The organism is Gordonia otitidis, assembly GCF_020735545.1.
Classification (GTDB): Bacteria; Actinomycetota; Actinomycetes; order Mycobacteriales; family Mycobacteriaceae; genus Gordonia; species Gordonia otitidis.
Genome location: NZ_CP085974.1, coordinates 2,393,409 through 2,410,723 on the forward strand (window position 1 = coordinate 2,393,409; position 17,315 = coordinate 2,410,723).

Below are 17,315 nucleotides of genomic sequence, written 5' to 3' on the forward strand. Positions count from 1 at the left end.
GTAGATGCGTCGGGTTCCGCTCTGGGTGCACATCCCCGCGGTTCTCGGGGTGTGCTTCATCCTGATCGGCCCGATCGCCATCATCGTCAGGATGCCGTGGGGTGACTTCTGGGAGTCGGTCACCGCGCCAGAGTCGGTCGACGCACTCAGGCTCGGTGTGCTCACCGCGCTGACCAGCACCGTGATGTGTCTGGTTCTCGGCGTACCGATGGCATTCGTGTTCGCGCGCTACAACAGCGTATGGACCAGGGTGCTGCGAGCACTGGTGTTGCTGCCGTTGGTGCTTCCTCCGGTGGTCGGAGGAATCGCGCTGCTCTATGCACTCGGACGCTACGGACTCGTCGGCCAGTACCTCGACAAAGCAGGAATCACGCTGGCCTTCACGACGACGGGGGTTGTCCTGGCGCAGACCTTCGTGGCGATGCCGTTCCTTGTCCTCAGCGTCGAGGGCGCACTCCGCTCGGCGGGTGCCGGCTACGAGCAGGTCGCCGCTACCCTGGGTGCTTCGCCGAGCAGAACGCTGTGGAAAGTGACGCTGCCCCTGATCTTTCCGGCACTCACGGCCGGTGCGGTGCTGGCCTTTGCCCGTGCGCTCGGCGAGTTCGGTGCGACGATCACGTTCGCCGGAAACCTGCCGGGTACCACGCAGACCGCGCCGCTGAAGATCTATCTCGATTCGATCAATGATCCGGAGGCCGCACTACCGTTGTCGCTGGTGTTGATGGCGGTCGCTCTCGTGGTCGTCATCGCTGTTCACCTGCGGCGCGCACCGGAGGTGACCGCGTGAGCGGTCTTCACGCGACGATTCGTTCTGCGACACCGTTTCTCGACGTCGACCTCGAGGTGACCGCAGGCAACACGTGTGCGGTGCTCGGCCCGAACGGAGCGGGCAAGAGCACCGCACTGGGCATTCTCGCGGGGCTGCGGCGAACGTCGAACACGACCATCACCTACGACGACCGGCCGCTGCAGGGGCCAGGGGTGTTCGTGCCCGCGCATCGGCGGTCAGTGGTCCTGCTCGCGCAGAAGCCACGACTGTTCCCGCACATGACCGTCGAGCGCAACGTGGGATTCGGCCCCGCGGCTGCGGGAGTGGGGCGGCGCGAAGTGGCGGCGCGTACGCAACGGTGGCTCAGCGCAGTCGGAGTCGCCGAATTCGCCGACCGCATGCCCAAACAGTTGTCTGGCGGACAGGCGCAACGTGTGGCGATCGCGCGTGCTCTGGCGACCGAGCCGGACGTCCTGCTCCTCGACGAACCGTTCGCAGCGCTCGATGTCGATGTGGCGCAACAGATGCGCACCTTGCTGCGCTCGCTGATCCGGGAACGGGACGGTGTCACGGTACTGGTCACGCACGATCTCGTCGACGCCGTGGCGCTCGCCGACGACGTGGTGGTCATCGAGCATGGACGAGTCGTCGGACAGGGGCCGACTCGGGACGTGCTGCGTCATCCCGGCACGGCTTTCGCAGCGGCACTCGCCGGACTCAACATGTTCCTCGGAACGTTCGAGCCGCCCGCGACGGTCGTCGGTGCCGGGGGTGACAGTGTCACGGGTGTGTCCGCCGACGTGCGACAGGCGGGCGTATCCGCGGCCGCAACCTTCTCGCCGCGCGCGGTCGCGGTGTATCTCGATGCGCCGCAGGGGAGTCCGCGAACAGTTCTCGGTGCAGACGTGCTGGAGGTGGTGCCCCAGGGCGACCACGCGATCGCGAGATGTGACGTCGGCGGTCAGATCGTGTCAGCCGAGATCACCTGGAACGCAGTCGCTGAACTCGCGCTGCACACCGGATCGCGAGTGCACCTGGTGGTCAAGGCGAACGAGGTGCGGATCTACGAGGCCGCCTCACCTGCCGAGTCCGACGCGTCAGCGTCAGGGTTGTAATACTTGTTGGGCTCTAACACCTTTGCCCGCAGCCGTCGGTATCCTCGCACCGAGAGCGGGGAGATCGAGCGCAGATAGAATTTCTCGTCGTCCGCCAGTTCGTCGGCGACGGCCTCGCTGACGAGGGTGGTTCCCGGACGGGCCGAGCCGCACAGGCGGGCGGCCACGTTGACCGGTTCGCCGAAGACGTCGCCGAGTCGGGAGAGCACCTGTCCGCGTGCCAGGCCGACCCGCAGCGGTGGAATGGGTTTGTCGTCGCTGAGGTCGTGGATCGCCAATGCCGCCTCTGCGGCCTGCTCGGACGTCGCGAAGGTGAACATGACGCCGTCGCCGAGGGTCTTGATGACGTGACCACGGTGGGCGCCCACCACGTCGAAGGTGCGGTCCTCGAACGTCTCGAGCAACAGTTCCAGTTCGTCGAGCGGTGTGCGCCGCGACAAACTGGTGTAGCCGACGATGTCGGCGAACCCCACCACGAGATCCATCCGCTCGTCGGATTCCCTCGTCTCGTCCCGCGTCATGGCCATGTCGAGGTGTCTGCGCCAGATCAACTGTTGGATGACCCCCAGCGCATTGGCCATCTGCTCGCGGGTCCACGGCACGTCCGGATTGCGCTCGAGCTCGGTCAGTTGGTCGGCCTGCCACTCCGCGAGGCGTGACATCGTCTGTCCGATCGCGCGAGCGGTGGCCACCTGCGCGGCCTGCGGCATGGTGTGCTCGGAATCGGCGAAGAGCCCGAGGGCTTTGACCTCGGCGGCGGTGAAGATCTTGTCCGGAGTCGACTGTCTGGCGAAACCGAAGGCGTTCCACACCTTCTCGGCGTAGTCGGGTGAGAGTTGAAGTTGCTCGACGAGTTCGTCCCGAGTGAACTGCGGATCCTGGTCGCTGAGTCCCGAACGTTCCTGATCGCTCACCGCGCACCCCCGAACGCGCTGTGCTGTGCATGCATGCCACAACGGTAGTCGCTGCGCATGCTCAGAGTCCCAGGACGCCCTTCATCAGGTAGGCCATCTCCGCACCGAAATCGGGACGGGTGACGCCACGCCGCATGCGTACCGCGTCGTTCACGATCGACAGCGCGGCGTGAACGGCAACCGTGCGCTGATCGACTCGGGCCTCTGGCTGAACCTGCCCGAGCAGGTCGACCCAGCGTCGTACGTATCGACGCTGGACGTCGAGCAACTCTGCTGCGGGGTCCTGTCCGGCGAGCACAGACGAGCTGTTGAACGCCACCGACAGGTCGGGGGTCGACGTGATGACGGTGACGTACGAGTCCACGAGAAGCCCCAGCAGTTTTGCGGGGTCTGCGGTGGAACCCTGTGCTGCCATGACACCCGCCTCGAGCCGCATGGCGCTGCGCTGGCCGATCGCGAGCAGGATCGCAAGCTTCGACGAAAAGTGTTTGTACACACTGGGCCCGGTGATGCCGACGGCCCTGCCGATGTCGTCGACGCCGACATCGGCGTAGCCGTGGTCGGCGAACAACGCGGCCGCGCCGTCGAGGATCTCGTCGCGTCGCGACGAGGTCAGGCCAATGATCTGCGGCACGGCCGGTAGCTCCGGTGCCGTCGACGGGTGCAACTCGAGCAATCTATGGGTGAGCACGGCGAGTTCGGCGTGCGCGCGCGATGCCGACATCCGGGTGTTGTGCACGGCGAGGCTGCCGACGACGCTCAACGCCGCCCAACCGAGTGCGCGGCCCTCCCGGTCGGTCAGCTCGCGGCGGTCGGCGACGATGGCGTCCGCCCAGCGTGTCAGGACCTGTCGGGTCCGCATGACCATCTGCTTGTTCTGGTCTTCGGACAGGTAGCTGCTCGTCCACCGCCACAGCGAGACCGACTCCGGATGTCGGACACCGAGGTCGCAGAGCGCGTCGACGAGTTCGTCCAGCGGGCGTGAACCGTCACCGAGTGTGCGGTCGGTGCAGGCCTCCAGATCGTCGACGCCTGCCAGTACCGCTGCGGACAGTAACGCTTGCTTGTCAGTGAAGTGTCGATACACCGACGGAGCGGTCACACCCGCGGCTCCCGCGATGTCGGCGACGGACACATGCGGATAGCCGCGTTCGAGAAACAGCGTCGACGCGTGGTCGACCAACTGCTTCTTACGATCGGCGGGCCGCGAGCGCTGCGTGGTCGACGAGCCCTTGCGTGTGGCGCCGACGTCGCGTCGCGGGGTTTTCGGAGTAGACATTGTTAATCGACCTTAGCTCAGGTCGGACACTGATTGCGAGTGATTGACCACCCGCTATAGCCAAATAAGTGATGCCGCGTTAGCCTCGTAGGGTAACCATCGCTGGTTCATGTGAAAGGAACATCTTCGTGCCTGATCAAGCATTCATCTACGAGGCGATCCGTACGCCGCGTGGTAAGCAGCGCGGTGGATCGCTGCACAGCATCAAGCCGGTCGACCTCGCGTCGGGCCTCATCGACGAGGTCCTCGCCCGCCACGGTGGCCTCGACCCTGCCGACATCAACGACGTCATCCTGGGTGTCGTCTCGCCCGTCGGCGAGCAGGGCGGCGTGATCTCGCGCACCGCGGCCCTCAACAGCGGACTGCCGGAGACCGTTCCCGGCACCCAGATCGACCGCTTCTGCGCGTCGGGTCTCGAGGCCACCAACCTCGCTGCGGCCAAGGTTGCGTCGGGCTTCGACGACCTGGTACTCGCCGGTGGCGTCGAGTCGATGTCGCGTGTCCCGATGGGCAGCGACGGCGGCGCACTCTTCATGGACCCGACCACCGCGTACGACCACTACATCGTGCCGCAGGGCATTGGTGCCGACCTGATCGCGACCCTCGAGGGATTCAGCCGCGAAGACGTCGATGCCTTCGCCGCGGAGTCGCAGGCGCGTGCCGAGAATGCATGGAACGGTGGCTATTTCGCCAAGTCCGTGGTCCCTGTCCGCGATATCAACGGCGTCATCGTGCTCGATCATGACGAGCATCGTCGTCCCGGCTCGACCGTCGAATCGCTCGGCAAGCTCAAGCCCGCGTTCGCTGCGCTGGCCGAGATGGCGGGCTTCGACGACGTCGCGCTGCAGAAGTACCACAGCGTGGAGAAGATCAACCACGTCCACACCGGCGGTAACAGTTCGGGCATCGTCGACGGTGCAGGGCTGGTGCTCGTCGGTAGCGAAGAGGCAGGCAAGCGCAACGGCCTGACCCCGCGCGGCCGCGTCGTCTCCTTCGCCGAGGTCGGCTCCGAGCCCACCATCATGCTCACCGGCCCCACCCCGGCCACCGAGCTGGCGCTGAAGAAGGCCGGACTGACCGTCGAGGACATCGACGTCTTCGAGCTCAACGAGGCGTTCGCGTCGGTCGTCATGAAGTGGATGAAGGATCTGAACATCCCGCACGAGAAGGTCAACCGCAACGGTGGCGCCATCGCGATGGGTCACCCGCTGGGTGCGACCGGCGCGATGATCTTCGGCACCTGCCTCGACGAACTCGAGCGCACCGGCGGCCGCTACGGCCTGATCACCCTGTGTATCGGTGGCGGCATGGGCGTCGCGACCGTCATCGAGCGTCTCTGATCCCGCACTACCAAAGGAACTTGCAAAAGCAATGAGTGACAACATGATTGCCTGGGAGAAGGACGCCGACGGTGTTGTCGTCCTGACCATGGACGACAAGTCGCAGGGCGCCAACACGATGAACGACACGTTCATCGAGTCGATTGCGGCAACCGTCGATCGTCTCGAGGCCGAGAAGGACGACATCACCGGTGTCGTCATCACCTCGGCGAAGAAGACCTTCTTCGCCGGCGGCGACCTCAAGGACATGACCGCCGAGCGTACGCAGTCGAAGGAAGAGGTCGCCGCGGCGATCACCGAGCGCACCAACGGAATGAAGTCCGTCCTGCGCCGCCTGGAGACGCTGGGCAAGCCGGTCGTCGCGGCGATCAACGGCGCAGCTCTCGGCGGCGGCTACGAAATCGCGCTGCACACCCAGCACCGCGTCATCGCCGACGTCAAGGGCGCCGTCGTGGGTCTGCCCGAGGTGACGCTCGGCCTGCTGCCCGGTGGCGGCGGCGTCGTGCGTACGGTTCGCCTGCTCGGTTTCCAGAACGCACTGATGAACGTGCTCCTGCAGGGGCCGCGCTTCAACCCGACCAAGGCCAAGGAAGCGGGACTCGTCGACGAGGTCGTCGGCTCCGTCGACGAACTGCTGCCCGCCGCCAAGGCGTGGATCAAGGAGAACCCCGAGGCGCAGCAGCCGTGGGACGTCAAGGGCTACAAGATGCCCGGTGGTTCGGTCACCAACCCGTCGATCGCGGCCAACCTGCCTGCGTTCCCCGCTCTGCTGCGTAAGCAGATCAAGGGCGCGAACATGCCTGCGCCGCGCGCCATCCTGGCCGCAGCCATCGAAGGTGCCTACGTCGACGTCGACACCGCCGATCTCATCGAGACCCGCTACTTCGTCTCGCTGGTGACCGGCCAGGTCGCGCAGAACATGATCAAGGCGTTCTTCTTCGACCTGCAGACCATCAACAACGGTGGATCGCGTCCCGAGGGATACCCCAAGTGGCAGGCCACCAAGGTCGGCGTGATCGGTGCCGGAATGATGGGCGCTGCAATCGCGTACGTGTCGGCCAAGGCGGGCATCGATGTCGTCCTCAAGGACATCGATCTCGACGCCGCCAAGCGCGGCAAGGGCTACTCCGAGAAGCTCGAGGAGAAGGCTCTCTCGCGTGGCAAGACCACCAAGGAGAAGAGCGAAGCACTGCTCGGCCGTATCCACCCGACCGTCGATCCCGAGGACTTCAAGGGTGTCGACCTCGTCATCGAGGCCGCCTTCGAGTCGGTTGAGGTGAAGCACAAGGTCTTCCAGGAGATCGAGGACATCGTCGAACCCGACGCCGTGCTCGGCTCGAACACCTCGACGCTGCCGATCACGATCCTCGCCGAGGGTGTCAAGCGGTCCGAGGACTTCATCGGTATCCACTTCTTCTCGCCGGTCGACAAGATGCCGCTGGTCGAGATCATCCGTGGTGAGAAGACCTCGGATGCGGTGCTGGCCAAGGTGATCGACTACACGCTGCAGATCCGCAAGACCCCGATCGTCGTCCACGACAGCCGCGGGTTCTTCACCAGCCGCGTCATCGGTACCTTCATCAACGAGGCGCTTGCCGCCGTCGGTGAGGGCGTCGAGCCCGCGTTCATCGAGCACGCAGGTACGCAGGCGGGCTATCCCGCTGCGCCGCTGCAGCTCTCGGATGAGCTGACGCTCACCCTCATGCAGAAGATCCGCAAGGAGACCGAAGCGGGCGCCAAGGCCGAGGGCAAGGAGTACCCGGAGCACGGGTCGTACGCCGTCGTCGACTGGATGATCGAGCAGGGCCGGACCTCGAAGAAGGACGGCAAGGGCTTCTACGAGTACGACGAGAACGGCAAGCGTGTTCGGCTCTGGCCGGGTCTGCGCGATCACTTCAAGTCGGGCAGCACCGAGATCCCGTTCGAGGACATGCAGGAGCGCATGCTCTTCGCCGAGGCTCTCGAGACCGTGAAGTGCTTCGACGAGGGAGTGCTCGACTCGGTCGCCGACGCCAACATCGGCTCGATCTTCGGCATCGGCTTCCCCGCGTGGACCGGTGGCGTGATCCAGTACATCAACCAGTACGAGGGTGGCCTGCAGGGCTTCGTCGACCGCTCGCGTGAGCTGGCCAAGAAGTACGGCTCGCACTTCGAGCCGCCCGCCTCGCTGGTCGAGAAGGCCGCAAAGGGCGAGAAGTACTGAGGTAGGACCTGTGATCTGATTCGTCTCGTACGCATCTGATCTCCACGAGGCCCCGGCCGGACGTGTTCCGGTCGGGGCCTCGTCGTGTGGAGGGACGGCGTCGGATGGGGTCGGCTCAGTCGGCGTCGGCCGCAACCCGGTGTCACGGGTGCGGCCGACGTCGCTGATTGACCAGCCGCTGATTGGCCCAGTCGGTTGTTGTTCAGTCGGTTGTCGTTCAGTCGGTGTCGGGCTCGGCGTCGCCGAGGGCCAACACGAACTTGGTGCCGTACGGGGCATCCTGCACCAGACGCAGTCGCGCCAGTGCGGGGTGGGCGTCGAGTACCCGGCCCGCGTTGGCCAACGAACGCAGCGCCGCGGTCTCTGCGCGAGCAGTCTCCAGCTTGGCCAGACCGCGTGCCTTCGCCGTCACCAACTCAGTGGCAGCAGAACGGATCTCAGCGGGCAAGATCACGTCCTTGATCACCACGTCGCGTACGTCGATGCCTACCGACCGCCCGGTATTCGCGGTCGCAGCCTTGATCGGCTCGGTCTTGACTGTGTCGGCTCGGGTGATCACCTCGTCGACGCTCACCGTCGCGCAGACCTCACGCAACGCGACCTGCGCGGCGAGGTAGACCGCTGTCCACGGCTCGCTGGTGCGTTCGGTGAACGCGACCGCATCGACGACTGCCGCACGGATGGCCATCGTGACGCGCAGCGACACCGAATCGGACGTCAGGATCTCCTGTGGTGCAACGGTCAGCACGCGCTCGCGCATGTCGACGAAGGTGTACACGGCACGCCTGCGTGCACGGTAGTCGCCGGGCGACAGCTCGCGGGAGAGGGTGCCGTCGCGGTACTCGAGCCCCCTGTGCCCGATGGGCACGGTGATCGTGGGGAACCACCGCTTGACGGGCTTGGTGTAAGCCAGGCGGAGTTCGGTGGAATAAGACATGATGCGAGCCTCCTTTCGATTGTCGCGCACGTCGTATTGTCGGTATCTGGTTGTGCTGCAGTGCCGTTCGTCAGGTGGCAGGCCGACACCGCCCGCGGGAGATCGTGCCGGTGGGGCCGTCCCATCGACCGGGCGGAGCCGGAAGACGAGACGACCGCAGGACCGGCGTCGACCTTGTTCCCGGGGGCGGTGCGAGATGAGGAGTCGAACCTCGGCTGGTTGAGCCTTACCATTGCAGTGAACTGAGCGCGAGAGTCGAACGCGCAGAACGTGATCGCCGGTACCCCGGGATCGGCTGCTCTCTCGTGCGAGAGACAACGATGCCAGGACGGGAGTCCGTGGCGCAACGGGTTTTACGCCACGGTGTGATCGGTCAGCGTGCGAGGAACGAGCCAACGACCGACTCGAAAGCCTCTTTGGCCTCGATCATCACCCAGTGCCCGCATCGGGGAAAGATGTGCAGCTCGGCGTCGGGGATGAGGCGCATCGGGGCCAGCGACATGTCGGGCGGGCTGACACGGTCGTCGCGGCCCCAGGTGAGCAGAGTGGGGCAGGCGATCTTGTGCATCATCGACCAGTAGGGCGGGGTGTCGGAGGTGGCGAGGAATTGCTGCTGCATCTCGAACGACGCCGAGCCGTACATCGTGCGGCCGGTGGCGAGTGCGTCGGGGTTCATCGCCGCTTGCCAGCGTTCGTCGATGAGCTGGTCGGTGACGAGTTCCTGGTCGAAGACCATCGCGCGCAGCCAGCGGATGAGCTTGTCGCGATCGGGGTCGTCGGCGAACTCCTGCAGCAGCCGCAGTCCTTCGCTGGGGCTCGGGCTGAACAGGTTGGGGCCGACGCCGCCGATGGTGACGAGCTTCTCGACCCGGTCGGGTGTGCGGATCGCGAGGTTGACGCCGACCACCCCGCCCATCGAGTTGCCGATCATCGGGGCCTTCTCGATGCCGAGTCCGTTCATGAACGCGATCACCGACTTGCCCGCCGTGAGCACCGGCATTCCCTCCCACGGGTCGCTGACGCCGAAGCCGGGGAACTCCAGCACAAAGCAGTGGTGGGTCTGCGCGAAGCTCGCGAGGTTGCCGCGGTAGTTGCGCCAGCCGGTGACGCCAGGGCCGGAACCGTGCAGCAGGATCAGCGGCGGTGCGGAAGGATCACCCGCCTCGTGGTAGCGCAGGACTCCCTTGTCGGTGCTCAGTTCGCGTTTGGTCGAGTCGTAGGTGACATCCACCCGATCAGAGTAGAACGTGTTCTAGTTTGTTGTCACGGGGTTGCGCGGTGAAGAGTCCGCGCCGCGGGCGCAGGAACTAGGGGAAGGGGTGCGGCGCGGCGCAGGAAGTGGGGGAAGGGGGCTTTCCGCGAGTTGTGTGCGTTTCCGCGGGTTGTTGCTAGGGGAAGGGCGCGAAACTGGGGGAAGGGTCTGGGGTGTCGTGCAGGAAGTGGGGAAGAGTCCGCGCCGCGGTGCAGGAACTAGGGGAAGGGGTGCGGCGCGGCGCAGGAAGTGGGGGAAGGGGGCTTTCCGCGGGTTGTGTGCGTTTCCGCGGGTTGTTGCTAGGGGAAGTGGACGAGACTAGGGGAAGAGTCCTCCTCGCGGCGCACGAAGTAGGGGAAGAGTCCGCGCGCGTGCAGAAAACCGCGGAACACTCCGAGCCGCGCGGAACGGTCAGCGTCGGTTCACGTGCCAAGCGCCTCTGCGTCCTCTTCGCCGAACCGCTCCTCGAGGAGTTCCGGAGAAACGTCGAGGTCGATCTCCTCGACGGGCCGGCCGCGTGCGGATTCGATGGCGCTGAGTCGACGCTGCGCCCGGTCGGCGGCGTAGGAGAGGAACTCGGAGTTGTCGATGCCGAACGGCGGTTCGTCGAACTGGGCGTTGACCCACTCGATCATGCCCAGTGCCAGGGGCATCAGTTCGCCCATCCGGACGCCGATCGCCTCCCAGAGGCTGTCGTCGGCGGCGACGTGGCGGCGGCACGTGAACGTGCCCCACGCCATGTGGCGACGTTCGTCGTCGCCGATGAACTTGATGATCCGCTGCATGCCGGGGAGGATTCCGCGCTGCGTGCAGATCCGCTGCCATGCGTAGTAGCCGGTCAACGCCAGCGATCCCTCGATGACGTGGTTGTAGGTCACGCTGGCGCGCACCTGGTTCAGCGGCGACGGATCGGTGTCGAGTCGGTGCAGTGAATCGGGGAGCTCTTCGTAGAAGAGCTGGCGGTAGTACGGGTTCTCGGCGACGTAGGGGTTGAGATCGTCGGTGAGGCCGACGGCATCCATCCAGAGACGGAACACCTCGGTGTGCTTGGCCTCTTCGAAGCAGAACTGCGACAGGTACATCTCATCGCCGAACCGGCCTTCGGCGGCCATGGCTTTCATGAACGGCTGGATGTCCTGCGTGACCGCTTCCTCGCCCGCCACGAACTGGGCGACGAGGAACGTCGCGCTGCGTTGTTGCTCTGCGTCGAGTTCGTACCAGTCGGCGGCGTCGCGGGACATATCGATGGCCGTGGGATCCCAGAACCGCGCGTTGCCCTTCATGAACAGACGCAACGGCAGTGACTGCCAGTTGAGGCCGCCACGTCGCAGAGATGCGAAATCCTCGCGGGTGACGCGTTGACGATCGGCGAGAGTCATGACGCACCGATCAAGGATTGTTCGGGACTCATGAACTGACGTTAGCTCCGAGATCGACCAAGATCGGTTTGTTTCGGCGAACTCTCAGGTTACTCGTGCGTCACTTGCGGCACGGGATCGGTGGACGTGTCGGGGGTCGGTTCATCGTCGGGATCGTGCTTGCGAGACAGGGCACTCGGCCACCAGATCCACCGGCCGATGTCGATGGAGAGCGCGGGCACGAGCAAGGTCCGGACGATGAGCGTGTCGATGAGGACGCCGAACGCCACGAGGAAAGCCACCTGGGCGAGGAACAGCAGCGGGATCACCGCCAGCGACGCGAAGGTGGCGGCGAGTACGACACCGGCGGAGGTGATGACACCCCCGGTTGCGGTGAGGCCGCGGATCACGCCGTCGCGCGTACCGTGCGTCTTCGATTCCTCGCGCACCCGGGTCATCAGGAAGATGTTGTAGTCGATCCCCAACGCGACCAGGAACACGAACGCGAACAGCGGCACGACGGGGTCGGCGCCGGGGAAGCCGAACGGTCCGTTGAACAGCAGGGCGGCGACGCCGAGCGTCGTCGCGAACGACAACACGGTGGTGCCGAGGAGGATCACCGGCGCGACGATGCTGCGCAGCAGCAGGATCAGCACCGCGAGGACCACGAGCAGCACGATCGGGATGATCAGGTTGCGGTCGTGCTGTGCGGTCGTCCTGGTGTCGAGGTCGGTGGCCGTGGTGCCGCCGACGGTTGCGTTCGCGTCGGCGATGGGGTGCACGCGGTCTCGGATGCGCTCGACGGTGTCCTGCGCGGCCAGCGAATCAGCATTGTCGGTCAGCGTCGCCTGGATGGCGACGCGATTGTCGCGGACGAGGGGAGCCTGGTCGGCCGCCGGGTTCTGACTCGAGGTGTAGAACTGCGCTTCGGCGACGCCGTCGACGGACCGCACGGCGTCCAGGACAGCAGTGGACTGCGGGGCGTCGGCGATGATCCAGGTCGGTGAACCGCTACCGGCGTCGAAGTGACGGGCCTGGACGTCGGCGCCCTCGACCGACTCGACGCTGCCGAGGAAGAAGTCGGTCTGTGCGATGCCGTCTGACTTGAACATCGGCGCGAACGCGGCACCGATGAGCAGCAGGACGAGGGTGGAGGCCCAGATGACGCGGGGTCGGGCGGCGACCTTCTCGGCGATGGCGTGCCAGAAGCGATGGGTGGAATTCTGGGTGCCCGTGCCCGCCATGTCGGTGGCCCCGTCAGCCCCGTCAGCCGTGTCGGTCGACGTCGTCGTCGGTTGCTCGAGGCGGGGACGGACCGGCCAGAACGCGGCGCGACCGAGCAGCGCGAGAACCGCTGGCAGGAATGTCATCGACGCCAGGAACGACGCCACGATGCCGATCGCGGCGACCGGACCGAGGCTGCGGTTGGAGTTGAGGTCGGAGAACAGCAGGCAGAGCACGCCGAGGATCACGGTGCCCGCCGACGCGGCGACCGGCTCGATGGTCGCTCGCCACGCGACCTTGATCGCCCGGTATTTGTCGGCGGTCTGGGTCAGTTCCTCACGGAAGCGCGACACGAGTAGTAGGGCGTAGTCGGTGGCGGCGCCGAACACGAGGATGAACAGGATGCCCTGGCTCTGCCCGTTGAGTTCGAACACACCCTGTTTCGTCAGGAAGTAGACGGCACCCGACGCGAGTCCGAGCGCGAAGACCGCCGAGATGATCACCACGAACGGGAGGATGGGGCTGCGGTAGACGATGATGAGGATGACGATCACCACGGCACCGGCGACCAGGAGCAGCAGCCCGTCGATACCAGCGAATGCCTCGCCGAGGTCGGCGATCTGACCGCCCGGACCGGTCACGTAGACGCGCAGACCGTTCGGTGGGTTGGCCAGCGCATCGCGGAGCTTCTCGACGGTGTCGGACGGCTCACCCTTGGTGGAGATCGGGACGATGAGTTCGGCGGCCTGGCCGTCGGATGAGCGGATGGCGGGCGAGAACGCCTCGCCGAAACCCTCTGCTCCCGCGAGCGGTTTGGTGGTGTCGGCGAGGTACGTCGCATCGGCGTCGGTGAAACCCGACGACCGCTCGGCGATGACGATGGCCGGTACGTAGCTGGTGTCCTGGAACCTCGCGAGCTCGTCATTGACCTGTGTCGACTCCGCCGAGGCGGGCAGGAACGCCGTGTTGTCGTTGGTGGACACCGACGCGAGCTTGCCCGCGAACGGACCGGTGAAGGAACCGAGGACGACCCAGGCGAGAATCCCGAGCGCCGGGATGAGCCAACGCAGCCGATGAGTCGACGACGCGGTCCGCTGCTTACTCGTCATGTCCACATCCTTGCACGTCGGATTTGCCGGGGTCAGGAGGCGAGAGGATCGTCGAATCGGTCCGCCTCCGAGAGGGTCTTCGGTGCGTCGACGTTCCTGGATGGGATACGGGCCGACCGTTGCACATGCCGAAGATCAGTCAACCGTGTTGCGTCGCGCGGAGATGAGCAGCGTGAGGAAATGGATGCCCAGCGCGATCATGACGAAGGCACTCGCCATCTGAACCGAGACAACGACACGTGCGGCCTGCGATGCGGGGGCTATGTCGCCGAATCCGGTTGTGGTGAACACCGTCAGGCTGAAATAGAGTGCGTCGATTCTCGTCAGCCTCATGTTGAACCCGTCGGCGCCGTACTCGGAGATCAAGAAGTAGGTGGTGGCGAACGCGACGATGTAGAAGGTCGCAAGCGCCGCCAGCATCTCGAGAGCGGTGGCGATCGGATACGGCGAGCGGATGAAGTGTCGAATCTCCCAGCCGCAGAAAGCGATCAGCAGCAGAGCGTCGACCACGAACCCGATCATCTTGAAGTCGCTCGTGTGGTCGAGTGGTAGAAGGAAGTAGCCGACCAGCAGGACGCACCCCGCGAGCGCGGGACGGATCAGCGCGCTCGCGAGGCGTCGACCACTGAGCGGAACACGAATGTGCTCGCCGGGTGGTCGGCTACCAGATCCGGACACGGTCGGCGTCCGGCAGGAAGAGCGCATCGCCCTGCGCCACGTCGAACGCGTCGTAGAAGGCATCGATGTTGCGAACCACGCCGTTGCAACGGAATTCGGGCGGCGAGTGCGGGTCGATGGAGAGTCGACGGATCGCCTCGGCGTCGCGGGTCTTGGTGCGCCAGATCTGCGCCCAGCTGTAGAAGACCCGCTGGATGCCGGTCAGCCCGTCGATGGTCGGAGGTTCGGTGCCCTCGGTGGCGAGACGGTAGGCGACGAGCGCGATCGACAGACCGCCGAGGTCGCCGATGTTCTCCCCGATCGTGAACTCGCCGTTGACCTTGTACTTCTCGTCGAGACCCTCGGGTGTGAATTCGCTGTACTGCTCGATCAACGCCCTTGTGCGCTTGGCGAACTCGGTGCGGTCGGCGTCGCTCCACCAGTCGACGAGGTTGCCGTCGCCGTCGTACTTCGCGCCCTGGTCGTCGAATCCGTGTCCGATCTCGTGTCCGATCACCGCGCCGATCCCGCCGTAGTTGGCGGCGTCGTCGGCATCGGGGTCGAAGAACGGCGGCTGCAGGATCGCTGCCGGGAAGACGATCTCGTTCATGCCGGGGTTGTAGTACGCATTCACGGTCTGCGGCGTCATGAACCACTCGTCGTGATCGACCGGTGAGCCGATCTTGGCGAACTCACGCTCGTTCTCGAACGACGCTGCGCGAGCGTAGTTCCCGATCAGATCACCCCGGTCGACCGACAGTGCGCTGTAGTCACGCCACTTCGCCGGGTAACCGATCTTGGGAGTGAACTTGTCGAGTTTGACCAGTGCGCGCTCGCGTGTGGACGGCGTCATCCACGGTAGATCGGAGATGTTCTGGCGGTATGCCGCGACCAGATTGGCGATGAGCTCGTCCATCCTGGCCTTGGCCTCGGGCGGGAAGTGCTTGTCGACGTAGAGTTTGCCGACCGCGAATCCCATTGCGCCCTCGACGAACCCGACGCCGCGCTTCCAGCGGTCGCGGATCGTCTCGGCCCCGGTGAGAGTGCGTCCGTAGAAGGAGAAGTTCTCGTCGACGAACTCCGACGACAGGTAGGGTGCGGCCGAGTGCAGCAGACGCCACGTCAGCCACGTCTTCCAGTGATCGAGTGGTGACTCGGTGAACAGGGTGGTGGCGTCGTCGACGAAGGATGGTTGGCCGACGACGACCTCGGCGAAGGTGACGTCGCCGACCGTGCCGAGTCCGCCGAACCACTCATGGATGTTGAATCCCGAAGCGAGTGAATCGAATTCGCCGAGCGAGAAGAGGTTGTAGGTGAGATCGGCGTCGCGTCGTCGAACAACGTCCCAGTGATGGCCTGCGATGGCGGTCTCGAGATTGAGGACGGTCGTGGCGCGCTCGTCCGCGTCGTCGTAGCCGGCGAGCGAGAACATGCGTGAGATGTGATCGCGGTAGGCCTCACGTGTCTGGGCATGGGTCTCGTCGCGGTAGTACGACTCGTCCGGCAGTCCGAGGCCTGACTGGACGACGTGTACGAGATAGCGGTCGGAGCGCTTGGCGTCGGTGTCGACATAGAAGCCGAACAGCCCGCCGACCCCGTGCCGCTGCAGCCGTCCGATCTGCTTGGACAGCCCGTCGGTCGACGTGATGGCCTCGATCGCCTCGATCTCACCGCGAATCGGGCCGATTCCGAGGGCCTCGATGTGGTCGGTGTCCATGAACGAGCCGAAGAGGTCGCCGATCTTCTGGGCGTCGGACCCGCTGGGCGGGTCTGCCTCGGCGCATTCGGTGATGATGTCGCGGACGTTCTCCTCGGCGCGGTCGCGCAACACGTGGAAAGCGCCGTCGACCGAGCGGTCGTCGGGTATCACGTGAGTGTCGAGCCACTTGCCGTTGACGTGGGAGAACAGGTCGTCCTGAACGCGGACGGCATCGTCAACCCACTCGAGGTCGATGCCGGAGGGGAGGGAATCGGTCTTCGAAGCAGTCACGACTTCCATCCTGTCACGGCCCGCTGCCGGTTACAGCCGCGTCGGGGCTCTCCGAGTGCTTTGTCCATGGCCCAGACGAGGATCTCGGCGCCCGACTGGGAATGCAGCGTCGAACCGGTGGAGTCGACGCCCCGCGCGGCGTCGCCCGCGGCGAGTTGAATGCCGGGTGCGCGGACGCTGTCGTCCTCGTCGCGAGTCGTGAGGACGGCTGTGCCGTCGACGACGTGGACGTGCGTGAATCGAGCGTCGGGAAGCGACACCGACGAATCCGGAGCCATCCGTACCGCGAACAGTGTCGCCGCGCGGTTGGTGATCGTGATCGCGGCGTCGACGGCCGGATCTCCCGAGGCGACTGCGACCAGGCCGCCGCGGTCGAGAGCCGCGGAGATGTCCCGTTGTTCGTAGGACGGCGTAACGCCGTACTCGTCGGGGACGATCCACATCTGTACGTAATGCACCGGTGTTGAACCCGAATCGGCCCGGTCGGGCCACGGGTCGTTGCGCTCGGTGTGCTCGATCCCCGATCCAGCACTCATGCGTTGCGCGAGGCCGGGATAAACGACGCCGGCGTGACCTGCGGAATCGGTGTGCACCAATGTGCCGGAGATCACCCAGGTAACGATTTCGGAATCCGAATGATGATGGGCGTCGAATCCGTGTCCAGGCAGTAAAACTTCTTCATTGCATGCAATGAGAAGTCCATGATGGGTGTTTGATGGATCGTAATGATCGCCGAATGAGAACGAATGACGGGAGGTCAACCAATCGGTCGACGTCACCTCCCTGATTCCGGCCCGGAACACCGTGAAGACCATGACCCATTATGGGCATCGTCGAGGTCACGGAGTGCAGGCCGCCATCGTGCTGCCGCTGAGGTCGGCGACAACACGACCGAGGGTTCAGACCTCCTGCTCGAACGCGTCCCCCGTGTCGAGCCCGCCTCCCCGGGCGATGGTGCGATGCCGACGCCGACCGATCGCGCCACGCAGGGGAGCGCCGCCGGCGTCACGCGGGACGGCGGAAAGCCCAACGGTGTGCGGTCACCAGGTCTCGACACGGCGACGCTGAAGGTTTCGGATGCCGAGTCGTCAGGCCGTAAGAGTGCAGAGTCGCCAGGCAAGAGCGCAGACTCGTCGAGTGGCGAGGCCGCCGAGCCGTCGAGCGGCGC

General features: G+C 65.4%; 13 protein-coding genes. 4 read left to right on the forward strand and 9 right to left on the reverse strand.

Annotated features, from left to right (window positions below; translation table 11 throughout):
- The first annotated feature begins 4 nt into the window (after positions 1-4).
- Together LK459_RS10850 and LK459_RS10855 are read left to right on the forward strand one after the other, a co-directional pair.
- Positions 5-787 carry an ABC transporter permease gene (locus LK459_RS10850; RefSeq protein ID WP_227923320.1) on the forward strand — a complete coding sequence of 261 codons (783 nt, stop codon included), beginning with the start codon at positions 5-7 and terminating at the stop codon, positions 785-787.
- Positions 784-1,884, forward strand: a complete 1,101-nt coding sequence (locus LK459_RS10855; protein WP_007238410.1) for a sulfate/molybdate ABC transporter ATP-binding protein — start codon at positions 784-786, stop codon at positions 1,882-1,884. Before LK459_RS10850 ends, LK459_RS10855 begins: the two co-directional genes overlap by 4 nt.
- Here LK459_RS10855 and LK459_RS10860 read toward each other — a convergent pair.
- Complete coding sequence (locus tag LK459_RS10860) at positions 1,833-2,798, reverse strand: adenylate/guanylate cyclase domain-containing protein (RefSeq protein ID WP_227923321.1); 966 nt, start codon at positions 2,796-2,798, stop codon at positions 1,833-1,835. The genes LK459_RS10855 and LK459_RS10860 overlap by 52 nt on opposite strands.
- 61 nt (positions 2,799-2,859) lie before the next feature.
- Positions 2,860-4,077: a TetR/AcrR family transcriptional regulator gene (locus tag LK459_RS10865; RefSeq protein ID WP_227923323.1), complete on the reverse strand. Its 1,218-nt coding sequence runs from the start codon at positions 4,075-4,077 to the stop codon at positions 2,860-2,862.
- A 128-nt stretch (positions 4,078-4,205) separates the two neighbouring features.
- On the opposite strand from LK459_RS10865, the gene LK459_RS10870 reads away from it, so the two are divergent.
- Both LK459_RS10870 and LK459_RS10875 read left to right on the forward strand, forming a co-directional pair.
- Positions 4,206-5,417 (forward strand): acetyl-CoA C-acetyltransferase, encoded by a 1,212-nt coding sequence (locus tag LK459_RS10870; protein WP_007238413.1) that lies wholly within the window; start codon positions 4,206-4,208, stop codon positions 5,415-5,417.
- A gap of 31 nt (positions 5,418-5,448) precedes the next feature.
- Complete coding sequence (locus LK459_RS10875) at positions 5,449-7,620, forward strand: 3-hydroxyacyl-CoA dehydrogenase NAD-binding domain-containing protein (RefSeq protein WP_039993856.1); 2,172 nt, start codon at positions 5,449-5,451, stop codon at positions 7,618-7,620.
- A 217-nt stretch (positions 7,621-7,837) separates the two neighbouring features.
- On the opposite strand, the gene LK459_RS10880 is transcribed toward LK459_RS10875, so the two are convergent.
- The 7 genes from LK459_RS10880 to LK459_RS10910 all read right to left on the reverse strand — a co-directional run bounded on the left by LK459_RS10880 (position 7,838) and on the right by LK459_RS10910 (position 16,962).
- On the reverse strand, positions 7,838-8,557 hold the full coding sequence (locus LK459_RS10880) for a slipin family protein (RefSeq protein ID WP_227923324.1): 720 nt from the start codon (positions 8,555-8,557) through the stop codon (positions 7,838-7,840).
- Between the two features lie 373 nt (positions 8,558-8,930).
- On the reverse strand, positions 8,931-9,788 hold the full coding sequence (locus tag LK459_RS10885) for an alpha/beta fold hydrolase (protein ID WP_227923325.1): 858 nt from the start codon (positions 9,786-9,788) through the stop codon (positions 8,931-8,933).
- A gap of 443 nt (positions 9,789-10,231) precedes the next feature.
- On the reverse strand, positions 10,232-11,188 hold the full coding sequence (locus LK459_RS10890; protein ID WP_007238417.1) for a R2-like ligand-binding oxidase: 957 nt from the start codon (positions 11,186-11,188) through the stop codon (positions 10,232-10,234).
- Between the two features lie 89 nt (positions 11,189-11,277).
- Positions 11,278-13,500 carry an MMPL family transporter gene (locus tag LK459_RS10895; RefSeq protein WP_227923332.1) on the reverse strand — a complete coding sequence of 741 codons (2,223 nt, stop codon included), beginning with the start codon at positions 13,498-13,500 and terminating at the stop codon, positions 11,278-11,280.
- A 135-nt stretch (positions 13,501-13,635) separates the two neighbouring features.
- On the reverse strand, positions 13,636-14,178 hold the full coding sequence (locus tag LK459_RS10900) for a potassium channel family protein (protein WP_227923334.1): 543 nt from the start codon (positions 14,176-14,178) through the stop codon (positions 13,636-13,638).
- Positions 14,162-16,156 carry a M13 family metallopeptidase gene (locus LK459_RS10905; protein WP_227923336.1) on the reverse strand — a complete coding sequence of 665 codons (1,995 nt, stop codon included), beginning with the start codon at positions 16,154-16,156 and terminating at the stop codon, positions 14,162-14,164. Before LK459_RS10905 ends, LK459_RS10900 begins: the two co-directional genes overlap by 17 nt.
- Positions 16,144-16,962 (reverse strand): pirin family protein, encoded by an 819-nt coding sequence (locus LK459_RS10910; protein ID WP_227923337.1) that lies wholly within the window; start codon positions 16,960-16,962, stop codon positions 16,144-16,146. Before LK459_RS10910 ends, LK459_RS10905 begins: the two co-directional genes overlap by 13 nt.
- Positions 16,963-17,315 lie beyond the last annotated feature (353 nt).

Excerpts from the sequence above, each read along its gene's own strand:
- LK459_RS10895 (WP_227923332.1), bottom strand. The coding sequence starts at position 13,500 with ATGACGAGTAAGCAGCGGACCGCGTCGTCGACTCATCGGCTGCGTTGG.
- LK459_RS10875 (WP_039993856.1), top strand. The coding sequence starts at position 5,449 with ATGAGTGACAACATGATTGCCTGGGAGAAGGACGCCGACGGTGTTGTC.
- LK459_RS10905 (WP_227923336.1), bottom strand. The coding sequence starts at position 16,156 with ATGGAAGTCGTGACTGCTTCGAAGACCGATTCCCTCCCCTCCGGCATC.
- LK459_RS10880 (WP_227923324.1), bottom strand. The coding sequence starts at position 8,557 with ATGTCTTATTCCACCGAACTCCGCCTGGCTTACACCAAGCCCGTCAAG.
- LK459_RS10910 (WP_227923337.1), bottom strand. The coding sequence starts at position 16,962 with ATGGTCTTCACGGTGTTCCGGGCCGGAATCAGGGAGGTGACGTCGACC.
- LK459_RS10890 (WP_007238417.1), bottom strand. The coding sequence starts at position 11,188 with ATGACTCTCGCCGATCGTCAACGCGTCACCCGCGAGGATTTCGCATCT.
- LK459_RS10850 (WP_227923320.1), top strand. The coding sequence starts at position 5 with ATGCGTCGGGTTCCGCTCTGGGTGCACATCCCCGCGGTTCTCGGGGTG.
- LK459_RS10865 (WP_227923323.1), bottom strand. The coding sequence starts at position 4,077 with ATGTCTACTCCGAAAACCCCGCGACGCGACGTCGGCGCCACACGCAAG.